The organism is Chitinophaga rhizophila, from assembly GCF_019492185.1.
Classification (GTDB): Bacteria; Bacteroidota; Bacteroidia; order Chitinophagales; family Chitinophagaceae; genus Chitinophaga; species Chitinophaga rhizophila.
In genome coordinates, this window is record NZ_JAICCF010000003.1 from 278572 (window position 1) to 305299 (window position 26728).

Annotated in this window: 24 protein-coding genes and 1 pseudogene; 10 read left to right on the forward strand and 15 right to left on the reverse strand. The window is 45.3% G+C overall.

Annotated elements, in window-relative coordinates; genetic code table 11:
- Window positions 1-13 precede the first annotated feature (13 nt).
- Together K1Y79_RS15655 and K1Y79_RS15660 are read left to right on the forward strand one after the other, a co-directional pair.
- Entirely contained in the window at window positions 14-1966 is a 1953-nt protein-coding gene (locus K1Y79_RS15655) for a lectin-like domain-containing protein (protein WP_220251109.1), read from the forward strand.
- Window positions 1967-1975: 9 nt separating this feature from the next.
- Window positions 1976-2371 carry a DMT family transporter gene (locus K1Y79_RS15660; protein ID WP_262903175.1) on the forward strand — a complete coding sequence of 132 codons (396 nt, stop codon included), beginning with the start codon at window positions 1976-1978 and terminating at the stop codon, window positions 2369-2371.
- 193 nt (window positions 2372-2564) lie between these two features.
- On the opposite strand, the gene mfd is transcribed toward K1Y79_RS15660, so the two are convergent.
- Entirely contained in the window at window positions 2565-5942 is a 3378-nt protein-coding gene (gene mfd, locus K1Y79_RS15665) for a transcription-repair coupling factor (protein ID WP_220251111.1), read from the reverse strand.
- A 114-nt stretch (window positions 5943-6056) separates the two neighbouring features.
- Between mfd and K1Y79_RS15670 the strand changes: the two genes are divergently transcribed.
- A complete protein-coding gene (locus tag K1Y79_RS15670) occupies window positions 6057-6776 on the forward strand; it encodes a ferredoxin--NADP reductase (protein ID WP_220251112.1) in 720 nt (239 codons plus the stop codon).
- Window positions 6777-6951: 175 nt separating this feature from the next.
- Here the strand turns inward: K1Y79_RS15670 and K1Y79_RS15675 are convergent, their stop codons facing one another.
- From K1Y79_RS15675 to K1Y79_RS15695, 5 genes are read right to left on the reverse strand one after another with little or no spacing between them, the layout of a single operon-like run.
- Complete coding sequence (locus K1Y79_RS15675) at window positions 6952-8382, reverse strand: glycine--tRNA ligase (RefSeq protein WP_220251113.1); 1431 nt, start codon at window positions 8380-8382, stop codon at window positions 6952-6954.
- Window positions 8383-8430: 48 nt separating this feature from the next.
- Entirely contained in the window at window positions 8431-9381 is a 951-nt protein-coding gene (locus K1Y79_RS15680; RefSeq protein ID WP_220251114.1) for a YihY/virulence factor BrkB family protein, read from the reverse strand.
- A 27-nt stretch (window positions 9382-9408) separates the two neighbouring features.
- Window positions 9409-9735 carry a nucleotide pyrophosphohydrolase gene (locus K1Y79_RS15685; protein WP_220251115.1) on the reverse strand — a complete coding sequence of 109 codons (327 nt, stop codon included), beginning with the start codon at window positions 9733-9735 and terminating at the stop codon, window positions 9409-9411.
- Between the two features lie 8 nt (window positions 9736-9743).
- Window positions 9744-10196 (reverse strand): D-aminoacyl-tRNA deacylase, encoded by a 453-nt coding sequence (dtd, locus tag K1Y79_RS15690; RefSeq protein ID WP_220251116.1) that lies wholly within the window; start codon window positions 10194-10196, stop codon window positions 9744-9746.
- Window positions 10197-10237: 41 nt separating this feature from the next.
- Window positions 10238-11590 (reverse strand): hypothetical protein, encoded by a 1353-nt coding sequence (locus tag K1Y79_RS15695; protein ID WP_220251117.1) that lies wholly within the window; start codon window positions 11588-11590, stop codon window positions 10238-10240.
- Between the two features lie 107 nt (window positions 11591-11697).
- Between K1Y79_RS15695 and arfB the strand changes: the two are divergent.
- Together arfB and K1Y79_RS15705 are read left to right on the forward strand one after the other, a co-directional pair.
- Window positions 11698-12078 (forward strand): annotated as a pseudogene (arfB, locus tag K1Y79_RS15700) (alternative ribosome rescue aminoacyl-tRNA hydrolase ArfB); the annotation flags it as partial.
- Window positions 12079-12104: 26 nt separating this feature from the next.
- Window positions 12105-13643, forward strand: coding sequence for an oligosaccharide flippase family protein (locus K1Y79_RS15705; protein ID WP_220251119.1), 1539 nt, complete (start codon window positions 12105-12107; stop codon window positions 13641-13643).
- A 10-nt stretch (window positions 13644-13653) separates the two neighbouring features.
- Here the strand turns inward: K1Y79_RS15705 and K1Y79_RS15710 are convergent, their stop codons facing one another.
- Complete coding sequence (locus K1Y79_RS15710; RefSeq protein WP_220251120.1) at window positions 13654-14292, reverse strand: MBL fold metallo-hydrolase; 639 nt, start codon at window positions 14290-14292, stop codon at window positions 13654-13656.
- Between the two features lie 56 nt (window positions 14293-14348).
- Between K1Y79_RS15710 and K1Y79_RS15715 the strand changes: the two genes are divergently transcribed.
- A complete protein-coding gene (locus K1Y79_RS15715; RefSeq protein WP_236059656.1) occupies window positions 14349-17723 on the forward strand; it encodes a TolB-like translocation protein in 3375 nt (1124 codons plus the stop codon).
- 54 nt (window positions 17724-17777) lie between these two features.
- Here K1Y79_RS15715 and K1Y79_RS15720 read toward each other — a convergent pair whose 3' ends face one another.
- The 4 genes from K1Y79_RS15720 to K1Y79_RS15735 are packed head-to-tail and all read right to left on the reverse strand — an operon-like array spanning window position 17778 to window position 20568.
- A complete protein-coding gene (locus K1Y79_RS15720) occupies window positions 17778-18143 on the reverse strand; it encodes a diacylglycerol kinase family protein (protein WP_220251121.1) in 366 nt (121 codons plus the stop codon).
- 20 nt (window positions 18144-18163) lie between these two features.
- Window positions 18164-19525, reverse strand: coding sequence for a cell envelope integrity protein CreD (gene creD / locus K1Y79_RS15725; RefSeq protein ID WP_220251122.1), 1362 nt, complete (start codon window positions 19523-19525; stop codon window positions 18164-18166).
- A gap of 54 nt (window positions 19526-19579) precedes the next feature.
- Window positions 19580-19879 (reverse strand): winged helix-turn-helix domain-containing protein, encoded by a 300-nt coding sequence (locus tag K1Y79_RS15730; protein WP_220251123.1) that lies wholly within the window; start codon window positions 19877-19879, stop codon window positions 19580-19582.
- A 44-nt stretch (window positions 19880-19923) separates the two neighbouring features.
- Window positions 19924-20568 carry a hypothetical protein gene (locus K1Y79_RS15735; RefSeq protein ID WP_220251124.1) on the reverse strand — a complete coding sequence of 215 codons (645 nt, stop codon included), beginning with the start codon at window positions 20566-20568 and terminating at the stop codon, window positions 19924-19926.
- 137 nt (window positions 20569-20705) lie between these two features.
- On the opposite strand from K1Y79_RS15735, the gene K1Y79_RS15740 reads away from it, so the two are divergent.
- Window positions 20706-21011 (forward strand): hypothetical protein, encoded by a 306-nt coding sequence (locus K1Y79_RS15740; protein WP_220251125.1) that lies wholly within the window; start codon window positions 20706-20708, stop codon window positions 21009-21011.
- 140 nt (window positions 21012-21151) lie between these two features.
- On the opposite strand, the gene K1Y79_RS15745 is transcribed toward K1Y79_RS15740, so the two are convergent.
- Entirely contained in the window at window positions 21152-22288 is a 1137-nt protein-coding gene (locus K1Y79_RS15745; RefSeq protein WP_236059657.1) for an aspartate aminotransferase family protein, read from the reverse strand.
- 110 nt (window positions 22289-22398) lie between these two features.
- Here K1Y79_RS15745 and K1Y79_RS15750 point away from each other — a divergent pair, with 110 nt between their 5' ends.
- The 3 genes from K1Y79_RS15750 to K1Y79_RS15760 are packed head-to-tail and all read left to right on the forward strand — an operon-like array spanning window position 22399 to window position 23296.
- Window positions 22399-22929 (forward strand): gamma carbonic anhydrase family protein, encoded by a 531-nt coding sequence (locus tag K1Y79_RS15750; RefSeq protein WP_220251127.1) that lies wholly within the window; start codon window positions 22399-22401, stop codon window positions 22927-22929.
- Window positions 22930-22969: 40 nt separating this feature from the next.
- A complete protein-coding gene (locus K1Y79_RS15755; RefSeq protein WP_220251128.1) occupies window positions 22970-23125 on the forward strand; it encodes a hypothetical protein in 156 nt (51 codons plus the stop codon).
- Window positions 23126-23140: 15 nt separating this feature from the next.
- Window positions 23141-23296, forward strand: a complete 156-nt coding sequence (locus tag K1Y79_RS15760) for a hypothetical protein (protein WP_220251129.1) — start codon at window positions 23141-23143, stop codon at window positions 23294-23296.
- Between the two features lie 110 nt (window positions 23297-23406).
- Here the strand turns inward: K1Y79_RS15760 and rsgA are convergent, their stop codons facing one another.
- From rsgA to K1Y79_RS15775, 3 genes are all read right to left on the reverse strand, one after another.
- A complete protein-coding gene (gene rsgA / locus K1Y79_RS15765; RefSeq protein ID WP_220251130.1) occupies window positions 23407-24342 on the reverse strand; it encodes a ribosome small subunit-dependent GTPase A in 936 nt (311 codons plus the stop codon).
- A gap of 341 nt (window positions 24343-24683) precedes the next feature.
- Entirely contained in the window at window positions 24684-25694 is a 1011-nt protein-coding gene (locus K1Y79_RS15770) for a vWA domain-containing protein (protein WP_220251131.1), read from the reverse strand.
- A 34-nt stretch (window positions 25695-25728) separates the two neighbouring features.
- Window positions 25729-26721 (reverse strand): BatD family protein, encoded by a 993-nt coding sequence (locus tag K1Y79_RS15775; RefSeq protein WP_220251132.1) that lies wholly within the window; start codon window positions 26719-26721, stop codon window positions 25729-25731.
- Window positions 26722-26728 lie beyond the last annotated feature (7 nt).

Genomic DNA, 26728 nt, shown 5'->3' on the forward strand with positions numbered 1-26728 from the left:
TAGTATAACGCCTATGACCCGGTTATTGTTGGTTTTAACAGGATTGTCATGGCTTCTATTCTTATCCTATACACCAGCAACCGCTCAGCTACAAACGCCATATATACTAAACGGGGCAGCCACTCAACGTACCTGCAACTGTTATGTACTTACTGAAGATCAGCTCACATCAAGCGGTACTGTATGGAATAAAAATAAAGTCAGCCTGAATAACTCATTTGATTACTTTTTTGATGTCAATCTTGGCTGTAAAGACCAGGACGGTGCCGATGGCATAGGCTTTATTCTCCAAACGCAAGGTACTAACCTGGGTGCCACTGGTCAGGGCGTAGGCTTTCAGAACATCCGTCCTTCTCTCGGGGTCATTATTGATACCTGGCAGAACACAGATGACGGCGATCCCTATTATGACCATGTATCTGTCCAGATCAATGGCGACATCTCTCACAGTAGTGCCAACAACCTGGCTGGCCCGGTCACTGCCCTGGCTAACAGTGATAATATTGAAGACTGTAACTGGCACATCTTCCGCATCAAATGGGATGCGGTTACCAAACAACTTACCGTCAGTATTGACGACTCTATCCGTTTAAGCATACAAAAAGACCTTGTTGCCGACGTATTCAGCGGAGACCCAATGGTATACTGGGGCTTTGGCGCTGCTACGGGCGGCTTCTCCAACAAACAACAGTTCTGCGCAGCCCTTCGTCCTGAACTACAGTTTGACAATAACCAGCTGTTCTGTGACGGCTCACCCATCGTATTTGCTGATGACTCCCGCTCATTTGGTACCATTACACGCTGGCGCTGGGACTTTGGAGATGGATCTACCTCCGCCTTAGCTGATCCTCCGCCACACCAATATCCACGGCCAGGCAAGTACCAGGTTAAACTGGTGATCGAAGACAACAGCGGATGCATATCTGATACTATGAAACAGGATCTGACGATTAGCAGCTATCCAATACCCGATTTCAGCTATGACTCCCTCTGCACTGACCGTGCTATAACCATAAAGGACAACACGCAGGTAGACTTTGGCACTATCACCCAATGGAACTGGGACCTTGGCAACGGTACAACCGATCAGTCATCCACTCCGGCCGCCAATTACACCAGTACCGGCACTTACACCATACAACTACAAGTGATGACTGCCGAAGGCTGTGGCGCTGATACCGCTAAAACTGCAAATGTATATCCAACCCCTGCAATCGCAGCAACAGGAGAAAATGTCTGCATCGGAGAACCGATCGCCTTCTCAGGCACTGACATTACTCCAGCCATCCCATTGTCCGGATGGTACTGGAACTTCGGCAATGGTCAGCTGCAAACTGGCCAGCACGCCGACTATATCTATCCGGAAGGCGGCGACTATCGGACGGGGGTACATGCTGTCAGCAATAAAGGCTGTTTCAGCGACACGGTATATGTGCCAGTGACTGTCACGGATATTAATCTCTTTGCTGGCAATGATACGCTCATTGCCCGTGGTCAACCATTACAACTTAACGCTGTTACTACCGGTAACAATCTCCAATTCAGCTGGACACCCGACATAGGTCTTACTGATCCCTACGCACCTGCCCCGGTAGCAATGCTTACCCGCGACCAGACATACCATCTTACTGTAACTTCCCCCCAGGGCTGCATCGCTTTAGATACCGTAAATGTGAAAGTTTATGCTGGCCCGGACTTCTATGTACCTTCAGCATTTTCGCCCAATAATGATGGCTTAAATGACGTTTTCCGGGCTATCTCACCCGGTGTATCCCAACTGGATTTCTTCTGCGTATGGAACAGATGGGGCCAGGAACTATTCCGCACACAATCTCTCTCCGGCACATGGGATGGTACCTACAAAGGCCAACCTATGCCTGCAGGCTCCTATGTATGGATGATAAGCGGGAAGGATTACCTGGGAAGAGCATTCAGCAGACAGGGAACTGTAACCATTGTAAGGTAAGCATAAACGCTGCCGGCAGCAGAAAGAACTGCTAGGTACGACAGTAAACTGATTAACTATTACCAGATGATCGGAGGTACAGTCGGATTAGGTATCTTAATGCCGGTATACCTGCACTTCTTCCCCGTTGCCAGGCTTGTACCCGATATGAAAGACACTATCTACCTGTTACTACTATCACTACGCTGCACTGTAGCGTTATACGTCATATTCGCAGAAACACTGAAGAAGTTATCAGCATTCACTGTCAACCTAAGCTTCAACCTGGAGCCAATTTATGCGATCGTCATCGCCTTTATTTTCTTTGCTGAGGGCAAAGAGGTAAATGCATCCTTCTATGTGGGCCTGCTGTTTGTAGCTGCGTCGGTAGTACTACAAGCCATTATATCCGGAAGGAAAAACTAACACGGTATGTTGGCCTTGAATAATTAACACGAACAGATCTTCAATATAAAAAAAGCAGTCGTATGCTGATCATACGACTGCTTCTCTATTTAAACCGGAATGTCTAATACCATTACGTGTAAAGGCTATTTACACCTATCGCTGACCTGCGCTCCATATCGCTCTTCACATACCGATCCCGGAACTATACATCCTAGTTGTTCCTTGCATCTTCCATATTCTTCAGGAAGTCATACAAATCACTCATCGACTTTATCCTGTCTACCGCCAGAATAAAATTCTTACCTACCTGTTTCAGTTTTGCATTGTTTACTCTGGTTTGCAGATATGTGAGAATATGATTAAAAGTAGGCGATTCAAAATAAGGTGAATCAGGATTGTTGATGAAATAACAACGAAGCTTCTCATCCTTGAGCATCATTTTCTCAAAGCCCAGTTTAATGGCCATCCAACGACAACGGATCATACAGAACAGGTCTTTTACCGGTTCAGGCACAGGGCCGAAACGATCCTGCAGCTGCGTCTCAAAATCCTGCAGTTTACTTTCCAGCATGATGTTATCTAACTCCTGGTACAGATTCAGACGCTCCTGAATACTTTCCACATAACTATCCGGGATAAGTATTTCCATATCTGTATCGATGGTACAGTCGCTGACAAAGTCCTTCTTCTCTTCCAGCTGCTCCTTAAAGAGATCCCGAAACTCGTTCTGCTTGAGTTCACGGATAGCCTCATCCAATATCTTCTGATACATATCAAAGCCTATCTCTGCCATGAATCCGCTTTGCTCTCCACCTAACAGATTACCGGCTCCGCGGATATCAAGATCGCGCATTGCTATCTGGAAACCACTCCCTAGCTCACTATGCTGTTCCAGTGTCTGTAACCGTTTGCGGCTGTCGCCCGGTAACGTACTGATAGGCGGCGCTAACAGGTAACAGAATGCCTTTTTATTACTACGTCCTACACGGCCACGCAACTGATGCAGATCACTTAATCCGAAGTGGTGTGCATTGTTGATGATGATAGTATTGGCATTCGGAATGTCCACACCACTTTCGACAATGTTGGTACACACCAGTACGTCGTATTTACGATCGATAAAGTCAAGTATTACTTCTTCCAGCTGATGACCTTCCATCTGGCCATGCGCGGTAGCAATAGAAAGATCAGGACACAGTCCTTTGATCAGACTACTCATTTCTCCAAGCCCTTTCACCCGGTTGTATACAAAGTACACCTGCCCGCCACGCTCTGTTTCATAGTATATCGCATCGCGTATCAGGTCATGATCAAAGACATGTACTTCTGTTTCTATCGGCTGCCTGTTAGGCGGTGGCGTATTGATTACTGAAAGGTCTCTGGCTCCCATTAATGAGAACTGTAAAGTTCTCGGTATAGGTGTTGCCGTTAGCGTAAGTGTATCAACGTTTACTTTCAGTTGCTTCAGCTTTTCTTTAGCAGATACCCCAAATTTCTGTTCTTCGTCCACTACCAGTACACCAAGGTCTTTAAACTTCACTTCTTTACCTAACAGTGCATGTGTACCGATAATGATATCTATCTTTCCTTCAGCCAGTCTTTGCAGTGTTTCTTTTTTCTCTTTGGCTGATTTAAAACGGTTCAGATAGTCAACAGTGCACGGGAAGTCTTTCAGACGATCAGCAAAAGTCTTGAAGTGCTGGAATGCAAGAATAGTAGTAGGTACAAGTACTGCAGCCTGCTTACCATCTACGATGGATTTAAAGGCAGCGCGTATTGCAATCTCTGTCTTACCAAAGCCCACATCACCACACACCAGGCGGTCCATTGGTGCAGGTGACTGCATATCTCTTTTTACATCAGCAGTAGCCTTACTCTGGTCAGGCGTATCTTCATACAGGAATGATGCTTCCAGTTCCGTTTGCAGATAGGTATCTACAGAGTGCGCAAACCCTTCCTGTGCTTTACGTGCTGCATACAGTTTGATCAGATCTTTTGCAATATCCTTTACCTGTGTCTTTGCTTTCTCTTTCAGCTTATCCCAGGCATCACTACCAAGCTTATTCACACGGGGCTCTACACCCTCTTTACCGGAATATTTACTGATCTTATGCAGGGAGTTAATATTCACATACAAGAGGTCATTGTTCTTGTAGATAATACGGATAGCTTCCTGCATCTTTCCGCCTACTTCAATCTTCTGTAACCCACTATATACCCCTACGCCATGATCAATGTGCGTTACAAAGTCGCCTGCCTGTAACTCACGCAGGGTCTTCATGGTAATTGCCTTATTCTTGTTGTACGCCTGCTTGACCTTATATTTATGATAACGCTGAAATATCTGGTGGTCTGTATAACATACCAGCTTCAGCGAATGATCAATAAAACCATGGCTGACAGGCGAAGGGATAGGGTAGAAGGTGAAATCTGCTTTCAGATCTTCAAAGATGCTACGCAACCTTTCCAGCTGACGTGCATTTTCTGCGAAGATAAACAGCGTATATTTGTTCTTGTTATGCGTATCCAGATCTTTGATGAGCATATCAAACTGCCTGTTAAAAACAGGCTGTTCCTGCGTTTCAAAGTTGAGCGGCGTAAAAGACCTGTTAGTATCCTGCCACCACTGACGGCTGCCGAATAATATACAATGTCTACGCAGCAACTCCTGCATCAGAGGATGCGCCTTTATAAAGTCTTCTTCCGTAAGTGTGATGGTTTCGTCATCACCCGTCTTTACCGGCTGACCGGTCTGCAGAAATGAATCCAGCCGCTCTTCCATCTGCAGGATTACGTCCTGTACATATCCGGGATCTTTCATCCACACGACTGTATTGGCAGGAAGAAACTCCAACAGAGAAGCCTTCTGATGCTTCACTCCCTGCGTATCCATATTGGCAATAAGCGTTACCTGCGTCAGTTTACGCTCACTGAGCTGACTCTCCGGATCAAAGAGGCGGATAGAGTCAATATCTTCCCCAAAAAGCTCAATACGATAGGGCTTTTCGTTACCAAAAGAGTAAATATCAAGGATACCTCCGCGTAATGCATACTGTCCCGGCTCATACACGAAGTCGGTGTACTCAAAACCCCAGCTAACAAGTTTATCCAGTAGTTCATCCACTTTCAGTACATCGCCTACCTTCAGTTGCACCATGTTGGTCGTAAAGGCAACAGATGCCGCTACTTTCTCCCAAAGTGCTTCCGGATAGGTAATCAGTACTTTCTTATGCACGGTATCGCCGGAGAACTTCATGAGTGCTTCCGTACGCAGCATGCTATGGCTACTGTTGATCTCGTTGAAATAGCCGGCCTTCTTGAAAGAGTCCGGAAAGTAGAAGATATCCAGCGCCTGCGTCAACGACTCCAGGTCGTTATGGAAATAGGCAGCCTCTTCTCTATCGTTGAGAATAAAAAGATGGTTAACGGAATTGGCCAGCTCCCAAGCTCCCGCAGCTACGAACGTAGTGGCACTTCCTGTTAAACCTGTTAATTGAAAATACTGTGGATCGGACAAATGTATCCCTTTCACCAGCTGTTGCAGGCGGGAATCTCGCTGGTACAGTTGTAAAACAGCCTGTATATTCATGAGGGTTGCAAAGATACGTAATTAGTGTTATCCCTCCGTCAACACCACTCGCTAATGCGGTAAACTGTTTCCGGACGAAAATGGTTATATTTAGTATAACTAAATTCCACTCAAATGGCGGACCAATGGTATAAGGGGCTGGTGACCCGTATCGTACAGGAAACCCATAACACACGCCGGTTCTGGATACAGCTACCGGAGATGGAGCGCTTCAGTTTCAAAGCAGGGCAGTTTGTCACCCTCGATCTTCCCATACATGAGCAAAAGAATAAACGCTGGCGTAGCTACTCAATCGCATCGCCACCTGATGACAGTAACGTCATTGAGCTGGTCATTGTATTATTGGAAGGAGGCGCAGGTACCAATTACCTGTTTAACCATATAGGGGAGGGGAGTGAACTTATACTGAAAGGGCCCCTGGGCCATTTTACCCTGCCCGATCAGCTGGACAAAGACCTTTTCCTGATCTGTACCGGTACCGGCATTGCTCCCTTCCGGGCAATGGCGCAGTATATCAAAGCGCATGACCTGCCACACCCGCCTATTCACCTCATATACGGCTGCCGCCAGCAATGTGACCTCCTTTACGCTTCGGAAATGTGGCAGCTGGAAAAAGAGTTGAAAGATTTTCATTATATGCCCACGCTATCCCGGGATGATAACGGATGGCAGGGCCGTAAGGGATATGTTCACCTGATTTATGAAGAGCTGGTGCATCGTCAGCCTGCACATTTCTTCCTCTGCGGTTGGAAAAATATGATTGATGAAGCTAAACACCGCATACTGGCCCTTGGATATGATAAACACGACATCCACCAGGAGCTATATGGATGAGTCTGGGTTATTTCCTGCCATAAAGTCGCCTATGGCCCGGACGAACAAGCTTCGAACAAGCTTCGAACTAGCGACGGCCGAGCGACGAACAAGCAACTATCTAATTAAACTGCCATCCTGGCATAAAAAAAGGCCACATCCGAGATGCGGCCTTTTTAAGATATAAGTTGAACAACTATTCGTTGATCTTATTGAGTACAAGTTCTTTCACCTTATCCATTGGAATCCTTTCCTGCTCCATACTATCGCGGTGGCGAATAGTGACAGTACCGTCTTCTTTGGTCTGGTGATCGATCGTTACGCAGAATGGAGTACCAATGGCATCCTGACGGCGGTAACGTTTACCAATCGCATCTTTTTCTTCGTAGAAGCAATGGAATGCCGGTTTACATTTATCCATCAGTTCTTTGGCTAATTCCGGCAGGCCGTCCTTTTTAGTCAGCGGGAATATGGCCAGCTTCACAGGCGCGATCTTAGCCGGGAATCTCATTACCACACGGCTGTCTTCTTTGCCATCCTTGGTAAGATCTTCTTCTGCATATGCATCACAGATGGTTAACAGAAACATACGATCCAGACCGATAGACGTTTCTATTACGTATGGAATATAGTTCTGGTTAATTTCTGTATCGAAGTACTGCATTTTCTTTCTGCTGAACTCCTGATGTCTGCCCAGGTCATGGTCAGTACGGCTGTGAATACCTTCTACTTCTTTGAAGCCTATCGGGAAGTTATATTCAATATCCTCTGCTGCATCTGCATAGAAGGCCAGCTTGTCGTGTACATGGAACCTGTATTTGTTTGGATCAACACCCAGGCTCTTATGCCATTTCAGACGTTCTTCTTTCCAGTAGGCGAACCATTCTTTCTGTGTGCCAGGACGTACAAAGAACTGCATTTCCATCTGTTCAAACTCACGCATACGGAAGATGAACTGACGGGCAACGATTTCATTACGGAAAGCCTTACCTACCTGTGCGATACCAAACGGAATCTTCATACGGCCCGTTTTCTGTACGTTCAGGAAGTTTACAAAGATACCCTGTGCAGTTTCAGGACGCAGATAGATTTCACTGGCTTCATCTGTCACACTACCCAACTGTGTAGAGAACATCAGGTTAAACTGACGAACATCTGTCCAGTTAGTTGTACCACTTACTGCACATTTGATATTATAAGTTTCGATCAGCGTTTTCAGTCCGGCCAGATCATCTGCAGCCAGCAGCTCATTCATTTTGCGGATCAGCTCATCCCCATTGCCTTCAGGCAAGGTCTCTGCATGCGCTTCAATCAAATGGTCTACACGATACCTTTTTTTGCTATCCTTGTTGTCGATCATCGGATCACTGAATCCGTCAACGTGACCGGAAGCTTTCCAGATGGTAGGATGCATAAATATAGCGGAGTCTATCCCCACAATGTTTTCATGCATCTGGGTCATACTTTTCCACCAGTAATCGCGGATATTTTTCTTTAACTGTGCTCCGTTCTGGCCATAGTCATATACGGCGCTTAAGCCGTCATATATTTCACTGGACGGGAATACGAAGCCGTATTCTTTACAATGCGAGATTATCGCCTGGAATTGGTTCTGATCTGTAGCCATAGTGGCGCAAATATAATAAGGGTTTTCGGAATTAAAGGAAGCAGTTAACTACCTTTTTTCTTTGTCCACAGGGGTAGTTACCGGCAATTCGTCTGTTTCTACCGGCACTTCCTTCACATACACAGCGTATTCGTTAGGTCTGATCTTACCTCCGAAGTGCTGTACATATACCTGGGTAAATTCGGCCCCAAAATACAGGATTATAGCTGAATAATACACCCACAGCAGGATAATAACGATAGATCCTGCGGCCCCGTAGGCAGTACCCACCTTACTGGAACCCAGGTACATGCCTATACCAAACTTACCAATCATAAACAGAATGGCGGTAGTAACCGCGCCCACAATAACGTGCTTCCACTTCACTTTGGCGTCGGGCAATACCTTGAAGATGATAGCAAACAGGAAACTGATAATAAGGAACGTCAACGCCAGGTTAACGATATATACCAGTACCATGGTGACCTGTGGGAATAACCTTGCCAGCTGCTGGCTGAATAACTCGATAATACCGTTCATAGCCAGCGATACCATCAGAATGAACCCCAGACTGACCACCATAGAGAAGGATAGTAAACGGTTCAGCAGCATTTTAACCAGGCCATTTTTGGGCTTGGCCTTTAACTGCCAGATGAAGTTAATAGAGTCTTGTATTTCACCGAATACACTCGTGGCACCGATTAACAGAGTGACGATACCGATGATGGTTGCCCAGGTGGAATCGCCGGATAAAGCAGCATTTTTGATCATCTGCTGTATCTGGAGGGCGGCTTCATCTCCGACCATGTCATTGATCTGCCCATATACGCTGCCTTCTATGGCTTCTTTCCCTAGAAATACATCACACAGTGTAATAATCACTATGAGCATGGGAGCGATGGAAAAGATGGTGTAATAAGATAAAGCTGCGCTCAGCTTAAGCACCTTATCTTCCATAAAGTCATTGACAGTCTGCTTCAGAATCTGCCAGTAGGTTTTGATAGTTGCCGGGATCTTCATATGAATCGTTTAACAAAAAACTTGCCTTTATTGAAGCTTCTCATTGTCTTTGTGACGGTTAGCATCCCGGATATTCTTTTTCTCGAAGTTCTTTTCAAGGGCTGCGGTCATATCTATACCTGTCTGATTAGCAATGCATAGCAATACCCACATCACATCTGCCAGCTCATCAGCCAGTTCTTTCTTTTTGTCAGATTCCTTAGAAGATTGTTCTCCATATTGACGAGCCATGATGCGCGCTACTTCCCCGACTTCCTCTGTCAGGATAGCCATATTGGTCAGTTCGCTGAAATACCTTACTCCAACGGTTTTGATCCAACCGTCGATTTGTTCCTGTGCTTCTTTGATAGTCATAATGCAGATTATTCTTTTGCTTTTGTATCGATAATGATGGTAACGGGGCCGTCATTGAGGAGCTCAACCTTCATATCTGCGCCAAATATCCCCGTAGGGATAGTCTTGCCCAGGTCCTGTCCCAACTGGCTGATCATCTGTTCATATAACGGTATGGCTATATCAGGCTTACTTGCCCGGATATAGGAGGGTCGGTTTCCTTTTTTGGTAGCAGCATGCAGGGTGAACTGGCTTACCAGCAGGATATCGCCATTGACTTCTTTTACTGAGCGGTTCATTACACCTTCCTCATCATTGAAGATACGGAGGTTGACAATCTTATTACTCAGCCATATGATATCCTCGGTATCATCAGCGTCTTCAATACCTAGTAATACTAGTAGTCCGGTGCCAATACTTCCGGTAATGGTACCATCAACAGTCACGGATGCCCGGGACGCACGTTGTATAACTGCACGCATATGTGTAACAGGTTAATTATTGGGCCGGGAAATTAGGCTATTTATGCCGTATGTGTGTAAATATCGGTTGTATCCGGTTGTCTGATTTCGAGCGTATCTTCAATTTCGAGTTTAGGACTAAACAGTTCCAGCAGCAGGTAGTAATACAGGTAAAGCGCAGCAAGTACCAGGATCAGATGTGCGCTGCCGGCAAATAAGACAGTGAATACATTCAGCAGCATAACAGCCATCACAGCACTCTTACCCAGTCTTAAGCGGGTATAGGTATATATCTTCAGTAAATAGAGCGCACCAAGTAGTCCGATAGCGGGTAGACGCAGCCCGGTAGGCTGTGTTAGCAACATATACAGGTTAAATACCGTTACCAGTATACCGGCTACGATCATGGTATATTGAGCTAGCCTTCTGTTCTGCTGCATATAAGTTGCCGCATGTGCCGCCGCAGTGGCAGGTTTATCAGCAGAGAAGAACAGGTGCGCCATGGCTGCTATATTCACTACAGGGATAAAATGGAGGAGTAAGACCCACCATGAATACTTCCCAACGGTTAATGCACGGCTGGTTATAACATTACGCAACAGACCTGCTCCGGTATATAGCAGCAGGATCATGCCCAGGGTGGAAAACAGTATATAACCCGCAACAGGTACCGGCTGGGGCCCTTCTTCAAAGAAGAGGTAAATATTGGTATCCAATACACCGATAGCGCCGGCATAGACGAAACATACAGACAGGAAAAGGAAGAAATATTCCCATCTGGTCAGCAGCTGTACACGGGACTGTAGCAGTAGTCTGAAATGCTGCCACCTGTAGGTATTTTCAAGCAGGTATACCAATACATAATAGCTGATGAAAGCGCAGTATGCAGCTGGCAAAGTCAGTATATAAGAGACGGAAGAAGGTATTAACGCATATATCTGCTGATCGCGTACCAATTGGAGGCTATTCAGCGGCACACCATGCAGTGGCAGCACAAAGTAGATTAATGCAGCCAGGAAGCCAGCTACTAGTTTATCACCCATTCCCGAGCAATAAAACCTTGTTATAAACACGATCAGAAACCCCGCAAATACATTGATCTTTTCGATCAGGAAGGCCATGTCCTGGTCTGTTTTTTCATGCAGCACACCTTTCAGCACCTGCTGGAGGGCAGCTACCAGTACTATAACAAAGGAGAGGACAGCCACATTTTTCCACTCTTTCCTGACCAGCATTTCCCATACAGCGGTAGTCAGTAAAGGCAGTAGAAAAGCCATGTTTAACCTGTCAGTGACGGTGGTGAAGTGAGATGGGAACATACCGGAAGCAATACCGGCAGAAAGTAGCCATATTATCAGCACAGGGATCCAGCTTGTTTTCAGAACGCGTAATTGTAACGGAGTAAAGAGAGTCATATAACACAGGATTAATAAGGATGGGTGGCCAATAAAAAGATTTACCTTTATTAAATTACGATAAACAATTATAAAGAAACGTTAATTAAATGAACTTAGATCTTTCCGCCGAAATCACTTTCCGTACAGCCAGAAGCGGAGGGAAAGGCGGACAAAATGTAAACAAGGTAGAGACAATGGTCGAAGGCTACTTCGACGTTGCTGCATCCTTATTGCTGACCCAGGAGCAGAAGGCGAGGGTATCTGAAAAGCTTGGTCATCGCATCAATACAGAGGGGTTATTACAGGTACGTTCCCAGGAAGAGCGTACACAGCTGGGTAACAAGCAGTTGGTGATAAAGAAGATGAACGAACTGGTGAATAAAGCACTGATCATTCCCAGGAAGAGGATTGCCACAAAGCCTTCAAAAGCAGTAAAGGAGAAGAGGATACAGTTCAAGAAGCGGCTGTCAGAGAAAAAACAGCTACGCCGGAAAGGGCTGGAATAGTTAATTTTGGTTAAAAATTCAGGGCATTGAGTATAAAATCACTGGCAGGACAAACGATCTATTACGGCTTTAGTAACATTGCGAGTAAGCTGCTTAACTACTTCCTTACCCCCCTCTATCTGGAGCTGATGACGCAGGCTTCATACGGGGAGATGTCTACGGTATATGCCTATGTCCCTTTCATGAATATTATTCTTACCTACGGGATGGAGACAGCCTTCTTCAGGTTTGCCAAAAAGGAGAACAGCCAGACCGTACTAAGTACCTCGACTATTTCGCTGTTGTTTTCTACTATCAGCTTCACCATACTGTTATTGCTATTCAGAGGTCCCATTACTGATTCCTATATTGGTGAATTGGGAGGCCTGGGAGGGCATTCCGGCTTCTTTACCTACCTGGTATTGATCATGGCTTTTGATGCCCTGACAGCTATTCCCTTTGCGCAGCTGCGAATGGAGAATAAGCCGGTACGGTATGCATTTATAAGACTGACAGGTATTATCACTACTATCTCCTTCAATATCTTCTTCCTGGTTATAGTGCCCAAGCTGTATGCTTCGGGTATGACCTGGCTGCCAGAGATACGTGCAGGCGGTAATCAACTGGGATATGTATACCTGAGTAATATGCTGGGAAGCGGAGTGACGCTACTGTTATTCCTGCCGCAGTTTCTGCGTATCAGGTGGAACTTTGATACTACCTTATGGAAACAGATGCTGAACTACGCAGTACCCCTGATCTTTTTTGGTATGGCGGGAATGGTGAATGAGACCTTTGACAGAGCGTGGTTCCTGCCTGAATTTCTGCCGGGCGATAACCTGAACGAGAAAAAGCAGCTGATCGGTATCTATGCTGCTAACTATAAGCTGGCTATACTTATTACGATGTTCATACAGGCATTTAAGTTAGGAGCGGAGCCATTCTTTTTTAAACAGGCCGAAGGCAAAGATCCGCAGAAGATGTATGCCCGTATTATGAAGCTGTTTGTAGTATTGCTCTGTATGATGTTCCTGTTTGTGAGCCTGTATCTCAATGTATGGAAGATATTCCTGCGTAAACCGGAGTATTATCCGGGTATGGTGATTGTGCCGGTACTCTTGCTGGGTAATATGTTCCTGGGAATATACTACAACCTGACCATCTGGTTCAAGCTGACTGACCGTACTAAAACCGGGGCAATGATTACAATTGTGACGGCAGTACTGGCATTTCTGCTGAATTGGTGGTGGATACCCAAACTGGGCTATTTCGGGGCCGCACTGGCTACTATGGCCTGCTATTTTGTGCAGATGGCCATTTGTTATGTATTGGGCCAGAAGTATTATCCGGTACCCTACCACTTGCCACGTATACTGACATACATCGGTGGTGCAGTAGCAACCTTTTATGCCTATGACCTGCTGAACAGGACCCTGCTTTCTCCTAAGGATATCTACGCACTTAAACCATTGTCACTGGCAGTGGCAACAGTCTTTTTCGGTGCCTATATCTGGTTTCTCCTGAAGATGGAGAAGAAAGAGTTTTCCAGGCTCCCGTTCATTGGCAGGTATGTAGCAAAAATATAATTTGTCCGTTCTATTGCAGGAACGGGTTATGTTGCTTTTCAAAGCCGATGGTAGTGGATTGTCCATGTCCCGGGTAAACTGTTACCTCGTCGGGCAATACGAACAATTTCTCCCGTATGCTGTTTAATAAAGTTTGATGACTGCCACCGGGAAGATCGGTACGACCGATGCTTTGGTAGAACAGTACATCACCGCCAATGAGGAATTGTCCGGCAGCGGAATAGAAGCATACACTTCCAGGTGAGTGACCGGGGGTGAGCAGCACTTCCAGTTCATCACCGCCGAAAAGTATCTTTTCTCCGTCTTCCAGGAAACGGACGGGTTCGGGAGAAGGTTCAAAAGGGATATTATACATTTTACCTATTTCTGGAGATCGATCCAGTACGATTTTATCCAGGGAATGCATTTCGAGACCTACGCCATACGTTTGAGAGATTAACCTGTTGCCGAAAATATGATCTATATGGCAATGTGTATTCAGCAGGCGTGTAACTTTCAGTCCCTCTTTTTCGATATAAGTCAGTAATTGTTTCCTTTCTTCTTCAAAATAACAGCCCGGATCTATAATTATACATTCCTTTTTTTCGTTAATGAGTAAATAGGTATTTTCCTGAAACGGATTAAAGGTGAAATGTTGTATTTCCATCATTGTTGCCGATTTTTGCTATTTTTAATTCAGAACGCAATATTATCAATACTTTCTGTATGAACCGACTTACTACCAGGTTATTAATTACCGGTACCCTATTACTTGGCTCGTTTCTCACCCAGGCACAGACCAATACCGTGGAATTTGGCCAGAACCGCATACAGCATAAGAATTTTAAATGGCGTTATTATCAAACCCGTCATTTTAATACTTACTTCAGCCAGAATGGTCTGGAACTGGGTAAATACGTGGCACAGGTTGCAGAAAAGGAATTGCCGCAGCTGGAACAGTTCATGGAGTTTACCTTCCGCCAACGCGTGAATATTGTCGTGTATAACACCTTCGGTGAAATGAAGCAGTCAAATATAGGCATTGGCGTTGACTGGCAGAATACAGGTGGTATCACCAAGCTGGTGGGTAATAAGCTGCTGGTTTACTTTGATGGGGATCACGAGAACCTGCAACGTCAGATTCGTCAGGGTATTGCGCGTGTAATGCTGGACAACCTGCTGTTTGGAGAAGATATTGGAGAGTTTGCAGGTAATACGATACTCATCGATTTCCCTAAATGGTTCACCGACGGATTTGTGGCATATGCAGCTGAGAACTGGAATACTAAACTGGATGACGAACTGAAAGACGCTATACAGTCAGGAAGATACAAAGACTTTTACCAACTGGCCTACGAGAAACCTGTACTGGCCGGACATGCGTTCTGGTATTATGTCGAAAGTAAATTTGGTAAAGATGCAGTTCCTTACCTGATGTATATCTCCCGCATCAACCGCGGACTGAAAAAAGGGTTTGAGCAGGTATTGAGCCAAAAGCCTAAGAACGCCCTGAAAGATTTCATGGTATTCAATGCCAAACGTTATCAGGATGACAACCGACGTCGCCGTCAGAGTACCCGTGGCGCACGTACTGTAGTATCCAGAGAGTTAAAGAAATCAGACTTCTATCGCTTCCAGGCCAACCCGAAAAGTAAATACTATGCAGTAGTTGAATTTTCCAAAGGCCTGTATAAAGTACAGATCCAGCTTGCTGACATGAAGCCTAAAGTATTGTTACGCAGTGGAGTAAGAATGCAGGCCAGCCAGCTGGACCCTAACTACCCATTACTGGCATGGAACCAGAAAGGTAACAGGCTGGCAATTGTATACGAGCACGAAGGTGTTACCAAACTCATGGTATATGACCTGATTACACGTACTACTACAAAACAGGACCTTCCAAGGTTTGACCGGATTATCGATATGAAGTATTTCTTCGAGTACGATAACTCCCTGTTGCTATCTGCTGTGAAAAATGGACATACAGACATCTACACATACAGTATCAATAAAAAGACCGCCGAGCAGATTACCAATGACGTGTACGACGACCTTGATCCGTCATTTGTGTCTTTCCCTGGCAAAAGTGGTATCATATATTCATCTAACAGACCATCGCCTACCGCGAAAAGCGGAGATACGGTATTGCCCGCAGGCCACTACAATATCTTCCTGATCGACAACTTCAACAAAAGCGCCGATAAACAGATATCTCAGCTTACAGATATGAAGTATGGTAATGCACGTTCACCGCTTCAGTATAATACCACCCACTTCACATTTGTGTCAGATGTGAATGGTATCCGTAACCGTTATGCGGGCTTCTTTAAAACAGAAAGAACAGGTGTGGATTCACTCTTCTTTATAGGCGCTGAAATACTCCACAACCCTGAAAAGGCTGACCTGGATTCTGCCCTGGCAGAATATGGCGCTACTGCTCCTGACTCTGTAATGGCAGTATCGCTGACCAAAGACTCTACCTATACTTTCCCGATGTCCAACTACGCTTATGGTATAAAAGAATCCAGGGGCGCAGGCGACCAGTCGGAAGTATCTCAGGTAATCCAGCAATATGGATTTAAAACACTCCAGAAATTAAGGATTGATACCGTTACATTGCGTAAGCGTAATGTAAACAGCCGGCCTACTACCTTCAGAGCAAGACAGATGCATGAAGACAGTATCCGCCTGGGCTTACCTACTTACCATGACAAGGTCAGGACAGATACTGTACAGCATGGCGACTTCTTCCAGAGCGAGTTTGCACAGGAAGAACCGGATAGTGCAGTTATTGCAGAAGAGCAGGCCGCAAGGATTCCTCTGCTGGAGCCAGTACTCAAAAAGGCCAAGCTGCTGCCATATAAATGGAAGTTCTCATCTGACTACCTCATTGTACAACTGGATAACTCTATATTAATCAATAGATACCAGCCATTCACTGGTCCTCCGACAGGCCCTATCAGACTGGCAGATCCTCTGAATGGACTGATCCGCATAGGCGTTAGCGATCTGATGGAAGATGTGAAGATCAATGGCGGTTTCAGATTCCCTTCCAGCCTGGATGGTACTGAGTACTTTATCTCTGCGGCTTACCTGAAAAAGCGGTTTGACTATAAGTTCACTTACTACCGCAGGGTAGACAGGTACGGCGGGGTATCGTCTTCCGGTATTGATATTCCGGCTAAATTGAAGACAAACCTCTTCCAGTTCGATATTCGCTATCCGTTTGATCAGGCCAGAAGCATCCGCTTGCAGACAGGGTTCCGTAATGACAAGTTCGTAATTGCAGCATCTGATGAAACGACTTCCAAGCTGAAAGACTTCGCTGATAACTATGCGTTATTACGCCTGGAGTATGTGTACGACAATACGATCAACCCTGCTACCAACATCTGGCACGGTACACGTTATAAGATCTATGGTGATATGAACGCACAGATCAACGGAGACCTGAATGATGTTTTCGACCAGGGTGCTGCCGCAGGTAAGGGTAAGTTTACTTACAACATGGGTATTGATGTAAGACACTACCATTCTATCTACCGCAACTTTATCTGGGCGACCCGTTTCTCTGCAGATATGTCATGGGGTACGCGCAAGCTACTTTATTACCTGGGTGGTTCTGATAACTGGCTGATTCCTAAGATCAATACCACTACACCAGTAAATATGAACGCTAATTACGCGTATCAGACACTGGCAACACCACTGCGTGGGTACAGGCAGAATGCCCGTAATGGTAATAATGTAATGGTACTGAATACGGAATTACGCTTGCCGGTATTTGCGACATTCATGAACCGTCCGATTAACTCTGCCATCATTCGTAACTTCCAGGTTGTCAGCTTTATCGATATCGGTACCGCGTGGAATGAGAAGTTGAATTTCAAAGATGCTAACTACACTTATTATACAGGCAATGATGGAACAATAACGGTGAAAGTGAAAGAAGGCTTCCTGGGACCATTTGTAGGGGGGTATGGCTTTGGTGCACGTACGACTATTGCAGGTTATTTCCTGAGAATAGATGCAGGCTGGCCGGCAGTAGCGTTCTTCCGTGGCAAACCAATCTGGCACTTCGGAATGGGAGTTGACTTCTAATAATAAGATTACAGATAATAGGCAGGGGCTCGTTGAATAACGAGCCCCTTTTTTTTAGTATAGGATAGGGATAAAAATTACAGCTCCGGTTATAACGGCAATCAAAGCGGCAACAAGGACTGCCCCGGCAGCTACATCTTTGATCCATTTGACACGGGGGTGGTAGTCCGGCGACAAATGATCCATGATCTTCTCAACAACAGTATTTAACATCTCGGTAATCCACACCATTCCAATGACGATCAGTATGGCAATCCATTGGTTGGCTGACAATCTGAAATAGAAACCGGCCGTTACCACCAGTAGAGTTGCAAGCGCATGTATACGTGCGTGGGGTTCACTGCGTAGAAAGGCAGTTATTCCCTGTATGGCGTATTTAAAACTACGAATGCGTTGCTGCAGATAACGACCGGTTTGCATGAGTATATTATTTTACAGGATTATAGTTCTCCCCATTTAATTCTCCGGCTAAAGTACATCACAATAGCTAGTATTATGAATAACCCGAGACTACCCATCAGCAATGACTGGTCTTCCGAGCGTATAATGACATATATAAAGCCGTACAATATGGACAGCGCCCCACCAATCATCAGGGCCAGCCGGTTACTTTTCAGTACACTGGCTGTATATACGGAAACAAGGCCAATGGTAAGTACGGCAGCTATCAGATAAGCAATACTGAAATTAAGCTGTTCGGCCAGTGCGATTAAGAGCGTATAGAAGACGCACAGCGCAATACCTATCAATATATATTGTAATGGATGAACAGGAGAGCGTTGCAGCAGCTCTACGAAATAATAAACAAGGAATGTAAGACCGATAATCAGGATAGCATATTTAACAGCGCGGGTTGACTGTTGATAGGTATCTACCGGCAGGAGCAGTTTTACGCCAAAGTCTGCGGAATGCAGGTTCGTTTGGTTACCTGTCCAGATCTGCGGGAAGTTGCGATTGAGGTTAGATACCTGCCAGGCAGCGTTGAAGCCTTTGTCATTCACATTGTGGCTGTTAGGGAGGAAGGAGCCGGCAAAACTAGGATTATTCCAATTAGAAGACAGTTCGACAACGGTAGTTTTACCAACGGGAGAGAAGTATAGCTGGCCTGAGCCCTTAAGGTCAAGGTTTACCGCAAAACTGCCACCGGTAATACCACTGTCAGATGCTACCAGGGGTACTTTTACCTGCATACCATTAGGAAATAGTTCTGATGCAGGAACCCCAGGATTGAAGTAGAAGGTTTGGCCGTTCCATTGCACGCCCGCCTGATTGCTGATACCACGCATGTCATTGATACCGACTGCCAGGTAAGCGTCTTTAAGCAATACCTGCTCTGGCGAGAGGTTTAAATTCATCAGGTCCAGTTTTGAGAAGGACCCGCTGATTTCCAGATTAGAGGTATATACAGCTACTTCATAAATTCCACGTCTACGGATTTCAGGTAGTAGTTTACCATTGACTTTCAGTCTGTCAGGAAGGAAGAAGGCATTAGAAACAACACCTGGTTTTACGATATAGGGGATTACGAGTACCGGCCCGGTGATGGTCTGAGAGTCGCCCCATTTACCGCTGACTTCACCTTTGGCTTCAAACTGGCGCTGTTCTCTTTCGGAGATTAGTTCCATAGTCATGCTGGCCGGTATAAGCAGTAAGAGAACCAGTATACCTATCAAGATCGCCTTTACACCATAGGCATGCCGCTCAAAAAAGGATCGTTTTGGGTCTATACCTGACGGTTGGACAGAGCGATTATAGTAGTTCTGAGGCTGGGAAGCGCCTTCATTAACGTTGGTAGTTTCCATGTTCGGATATATTTAAAAGTGCTTTGAATTACAAAGTTTATAGGCAAAAAAAATTCACTCCATAGAGCGGATCATATTTTCGAGAGCGGCCAGATGGCCTTTGAATGCTTTTTCACCAGCTTTAGTGATAGAATAGGTAGTATTGGTCTTACGACCTACAAACCCTTTATGTACTTTCAGATAGCCGTTTTCTTCCAGCGTACTGAGGTGGGAGGCAAGGTTGCCATCCGTTAGTTCGAGCATCTGTTTCAGGTCATTGAAGCTCACTTCCTCATTTACCATCAGTATGCTCATGACCCCCAGCCGGATACGGCTGTCGAATATTTTGTTTAAGTTACCTATGGGATTGATCACGAGTTCTTCTTTTATTCAACAATTTGATACCTGACAACACCGGCTCATTCTTCTGAAGTACGGCGCTCATATTTCCACCACATCAGGAGGCCGTAGAATATGTGCATAAATCCGAAACCCAGCGCCCAAAAGTAAAGCCCTCTGCGCAAAAAGAAAACATTTAATATCCCCAGAGCAATTTCTGAAATACCGAGGTACCTGATATCCGGCAGTGTATACTTACTGGCGTTAAGTAGAGCCATACCATAGAATACCAGGCAGGATGGGGCTACAAGTACATCCAGGTTATTATATATCAGCCCCAGGATGAAGGCACCTCCTGCCAGCATAGGGATCAGTGCATTGATAATTACTTTCTTTGAGGTGGCGTCGAACACCGGCAAATTGTTCTTTTTAGCACGCCTCCAGGTAAAGTAATGACCACCGGCTGCTGCCAGGAACATCACTGCAAAACCGAGTATAATTAGCTGTAACCGGAATTGTGCAAAGTCAGCATCATCGTAATGGCCTCTGGCCACCCATCGGTCATAGTAAGCACGGAACATAAACAGGGCTACCCCAGCGCCTGCGAGTGCAGATATTCCTGCAAAGACGGCACTCAACCCACTCAAAGAACGAAAGCGGCTGCTACGTTCCATTATGCGCTTGATATCACTTAAGGTGGTTTCGAGATTTTGCTGCTCTGTCATACTTAAAGTACTTTGTAAATCAAAGTTACATATTTACCTGGTATTACAAAATATATTTTCCTGATATGAGTGTAGACTAAGGTAATCGCCATTGATATATCTTTGGCCAACATGTTATAAACGCCACAAGTAACTTCATGAATACTAGTAAAAAGATTTATTCCCAAAAGGTAAAACCGGGAGCCTATGAGTATATGATCAAGGTGCTCAAATATCCGGAACAGGTAGACCCTCGGATGGACGGAAAGGTCTGCAGAATAACAGTAACCGACTATAAATTGGAGCCAAGTATTCAAGCCAAAGACATACCTGCCCACATAAATGACCGGCTGTTTCAGGTGGAAGTACATGGAATTGACGACCGGGAATATCTGATATTAGCGAGCCAACTCGAGTATGCCGGACAGGACCTGGTAGTGGTGGAGTCTAATACCAAAGGGTAATAACTAGCTGGTAATCAGGTACCCACCATTGAAAATGCTGATCTCGAATGCTTCATGTGTCAATTTATACAGTGGTACACTTGTTATATAAAAGAAGGGGATAACAAAGCGTTATCCCCCTCTTTTAGTAAGTTTCTCCTTTAACCATTTACAACTTCCTCTATTGCTTGCAGGATAATATCACATGCGTGCCTGATCTCTTCCTTACTAATGATCAAAGGTGGCGCAATCCGCAGGCATTCTGGTGCAAATAGAAACCAGTCGGTCAGCACTCCTTTATCTATACAACGGTCTATCACTTTCTTATTTATAGCGAAGCTTTCAAACTCTACGGCCATCATCAGTCCCAGCGACCTGATTGCCTTAATTGCGGGGTGCTTCAGGTACTGATGGAACAATTCACCTTTAGCTTTCACCTGATCAACTAATTGCTCTTCCAGTAGTACTTTAAAACCTGCCATACCTGCGGCACAGATTACAGGGTGCCCGCCAAAAGTAGTCATATGTCCGAGTACCGGATTATTAGTAAGCACCCACATTATCTCCTTATCAGCGATAAAAGCCCCCATAGGCATACCTCCACCCAGGGCTTTGCCAAGTAGCAGGATATCCGGAACAACGCCCGCTTGTTCAAAGGCCCACAATGTGCCATTTCGTCCAAGTCCGCACTGTATCTCATCCAACACCATCAATGTTCCGGTTGCAGTACATTTATCACGTATAGCCTGCAGCCATTCTTTATCTGGCACCTGAACCCCTGCCTCTGCCTGTACCGTTTCAAGGATAATGCAGGCCGTCCGGTCAGTAATTAGCTCTACTGCAGCCGGACTATTATAGTCAAGATGTTGTATATCAGGCAATAAAGGTCTATATGCATTCCGCCATGCTTCATCACCCATTATGCTCATAGCTCCCTGGGTGGAACCATGATAGCTCCTTTCAAAAGCCAGGATCTCCGACCTGCCTGTATACCGTTTCGCCAGTTTCATAGCTCCCTCTACCGCTTCAGCCCCTGAATTGGTGAAATAGACACTGTTCAGTGAGGGTGGCAGATGTTGTGTCAGGAGAGTAGCAAAACCTACCTGAGGCGTCTGGATCAGTTCTCCATATACCAATAGGTGCATATATTGCTCTGCCTGTTCTTTAATGGCGTTTACTACAGCAGGGTGGGAGTGCCCTACATTGCATACGCTGATACCTGCAATCAGATCCAGGATCTTTTTGCCTTCCGCATCCCACATATACATGCCGGAAGCTTTTGTTATTTCAAGTGCCATAGGGGCGTCAGATAACTGAGCCACGTGGCGTAAAAATAGTTGTCTGTTATTCATGCTGACACAAAAATACGCTATACGATTTTATTTACTTTTGCGTTAAATTTTACTATATGCCTGTCATCCTACCGGTTAAAGGAATACTGCCAGAAATGGGAAATGATTGTTTTGTCGCTCCAAATGCTACAATAGTCGGCGATGTAATAATGGGAGACCAGTGCAGCGTTTGGTTCAATGCAGTTATCCGTGGAGATGTAAACAGCATCCGGATGGGCAATAAAGTTAATGTGCAGGACGGCGCAGTCATACATTGTACCTACGAAAAGACTAAGGCTATTATTGGTAATAATGTCTCTATCGGACATAACGCTATCGTGCATGGCTGCACAGTTGAAGATAACGTATTGATAGGCATGGGTGCCATCGTAATGGATAATGCGCACATCGGTAGTAATTCAATCATTGCAGCAGGAGCAGTTGTACTCGAAAATACCAAGGTAGAACCAGGCTCCATCTATGCTGGGGTACCTGCTAAAAAGGTGAAAGATATCAGCCAGTCCCTGATCAGTGGTGAAATAGACCGCATTGCTAACAACTATCTTATGTACTCAGGGTGGTTTAAAGACGATGCCACCGGCAAGTGACATATTTTAATTATCTTGCATTTATTAATATCCTTACCCTATGAAAAAGCTCCTATTCCTGTTAGCGGTGTGTGGCATCTTTGCCATTGGCTGCAAAACAGAGCGCACAGGCTGTGCTAGTAATAACTACTATTCTACCAAGAATGGTAAGCAAAACAGGTCATCCGCCAGACAGATGAACGGAAGAGTATTCTAATCAACATACAACCCTATGCGCAAACTTATACTCTTCGCAGTGATTGTGTCCCTCACAGGACTCTCATCTTGCCGTTCCCGGAAAACCGGCTGTCCTACACCCCGTAAAAACTGGGGAGCAGAAAAATTGCTGGATGAAATGAGCGCTCCTAAGAAAAAGAAGCGTCGTTGACCCAGGCAATTATTAAAACGAATTGCTGATTACTATAATTTGACTTAGGCAGGCATTCCGGAAGAAAGCCTTATCAGGAAACGATTGCCCTGATAAAGAGTACCCGATGCCTAGTATTGCTCTTCCTGTATCGACTCCAGGATACTTGCATAACTGACATAACGCTCTGCATCAATATCTCCTTCATTGACTGCGGCTTTAACCGCACATCCAGGTTCATTGATATGCAGACAGTTATTGAACTGACATTCAGTAATATAGGGCTGCATTTCCAGGAAATAATGCGAGAGCTCCGGCTTAGCGATGTCCACAATACCAAATTCCCGCACACCTGGCGTATCAATTAACTGACCGCCACCGGGCAGGTCGTACATTTCTGCATACGTTGTTGTATGTAGGCCTTTACCACTCCATCCACTTACTGCCTTTGTACGCAAGTCAAGCCCCGGCAATAACCGGTTAATAAGGGAGGATTTACCTACACCAGAGTGCCCTGACATCAACGTCGTTTTATCTTTCATTTCGGCTTCCAATACATCTATCCCTTCAGAGGTTTCTGCAGATACCAGCAGTACTCTATACCCTATTTCTTCATAAAGGACCTTCAGGTCAATAAACCTGTCCAGGTCTTTTTCTTTATAGATGTCCTTCTTATTGAACACAAGCGTCACAGGTATATGGTACGCCGCCGCAGTAACCAGGAATCTATCCATAAATCCATTGGAGGTTCTTGGCTCCTTTACTGTACAGATCAGCATCGCCTGATCAATATTGGCAGCTACAATGTGCTTCTGATTCTTTTTATGCGGAGAGCTCCGCACGATATAATTCCTTCTTGTGCCTATCTGCGTGATCATAGCATTATTGGCGGTAGCATCTCCATCCTCCCGTACAATCTCTACCATATCTCCTACTGCAATAGGGTTTGTAGAGGTAATATCTTCATCAATCTTCAATACACCTTTGATACGGGCCTGAAATATTTCGCCCTCAGCCGTTTTAGCTGTATACCAACTACCGGTAGATCTGTAAATAGTTGCCTGCAAACAGTTAGATTTTAAGTGGTAAAGGTAGGACGTTTTTTAATTAGGTATATGTAATTCGGCATCAGCAACCAGAATGCATAGTATAGACCAGCCCCCTCTACCAATAAGCTTCCTTCTATCCCACCAGACCTGCTGTCTATATTATATGTCCTAGGCAGTAAGTTATAAATGGGTTGTTGTAACCCGGATGAGCTATCTATGTCAGATGAATCATCCGGCCCAGGGAGATCAGGCCTCCTTACATAATAACGAAGGGTGTCTCAATACTGAGACACCCTTCGTTATTATCTTTATTATACCTATCAGTTGTTGCAATTATACCCTTAGCAACCTGCATATGGCTATGGCAGACTTCTAAAAACTGTATACCGTAGTACAACTTCCAATAGCATACAAGCCAACGCCAGTATTGCAAGCGGGAAGAAGTGCTCCGCAAAACGCTTATAGGAAGTGATCTCTACCTTTGTTTTTTCCAGTTTATCGATCTCACCGTAAATATTCTCTAGTTCTTTATTATTAGTAGCCCTGAAGTATTTACCACCGGTTTCTGCCGAGATCTTCTTCATGAGCGGTTCATCCAGCTGGACGTCCTGCATTTGCATCTGGATAGAACCATCTGGCATAGTCATCGGGAATGGTGCTTTACCAACTGTTCCCACCCCAATTGTATACACGCGGATCTTAAACGCTTTACTGATGTCCAAAGCTGTAAGCGGATCTATCAGGCCAGTATTGTTCACACCATCCGTTAGCAGAATGATGACCTTACTTTTAGCCTTGCTGGTACGCAGACGGTCTACGGAAGTGGCAAGCCCCATCCCTATAGCGGTACCATCCTGTAGCATACCACTTTTCACCTGAGCAATCTGGTTTTTCAGTACTGCATGGTCTGTCGTGATCGGACATTGTGTAAAGCTTTCTCCGGAGAATATCACCAGACCAATACGGTCGCTGATACGGGTATCCACAAAGTTCATGGCTACCTTCTTGGCAGCTTCCAGCCTGTCTGGCTGTAAGTCCTGCGCAAGCATACTACCGGATATATCGATGGCCATTACAATATCAATACCTTCACTATCGATACTCTCAGAAGTATTGCTTGTTTGCGGACGAGCCAATGCTACTACCAATGCCGTAAATGCGAGTAAACGCAATACTAGCAATACCGGACGCATGGTCACCTTCCAGGATACGGGCAAACCCTTCAGCCCCTGCAGGGAAGACATTTCCATAGCAACCTGCCGCCGCTGCTGCCTGGCGATATACCAATAAATCATAACTGGTATCAGCGCCAGCAGTCCGAAGAAGGCTGGATGGGCAAATTCAATATTTTTCCAGATCGAAAAATCCATTTATTAATAATAATTTCTCTTTTCAAGGAGCGACCTACTTAGCAGGCTGCTTTATTTCTTCTTTCCCGTTGTCTGCAGTTGCTGCTTTATTTGCCGCAGGCTTCGTCCACTCAACAATCTCCTGTGCATGCTGCATTGCGCCCTCATGTTCTTCCGGAGAAGGCATCAGTTTCGCAAACTTAGCAAGATCTGCCAGACTTAACAGCGCACGCAGTTTATCGCGTTGCTGATTCAGAATGGTAACAGGTTTAATATGCTGTAACAACTCTTCTGTTGTCTGCTCAAGCGCAGGAATATTGAACTGGTTCTCGAAGTAGCTACGCAGGATATCGGTAAGGCGGGTATAATACTGTTTGCTATCACCTTGTTGCCATACCTTTTCCGCCTTCAGTTGCTGTAATTGCTGCAGGGCGATCTCGTAAGGAGGCACTACTGCTACTACAGGTACAGGTGCCTGTTTCTTAGGACGGCTACGAAGGTATACAAAGAGGCCTATGCCGATCAGGGCTACAGTTATACCTATTGCAAAGTACAGCCAGTAATCCCAGAAGCTCCAGGCTACCGTGCGTAAGCCTTTAATGGGCTTAAATGCCTGGGTGGTATCAACAGAGACCGTATTTACATCAATAAACAACGGTGCGGTAAATGCAGAATCAGTAACATTACCACCGCTTGCCAGGTCGAAACGCAGTGCCGGTATATCCCATCGGCCAGAATCAAAACTGGTCAATACGATAGTTTGTCCGAGTACCTTAGTATTACCTGCTGCGGTAGTATCGAGCTGAGAGCGGCGTACTACTTCAAAATGACCGAAGGAATCCGGTATCTGCGGGAATACGATATCCATACCCTGTGGGGGCATAGTAGCCGAAAGACGCAACTGGATCTGTTCTCCGAGGCGGATGCTCTGCGTATCTACCGAAGCCTTTACTTCCCCCTGCTGCTGTGCGAAGGATGCGATAGGTGCCAGGATAAATCCAAGCAGGAAAAATAGAATAAAATGTTTAACTATAATCAGTTTAGCCATGTTAATA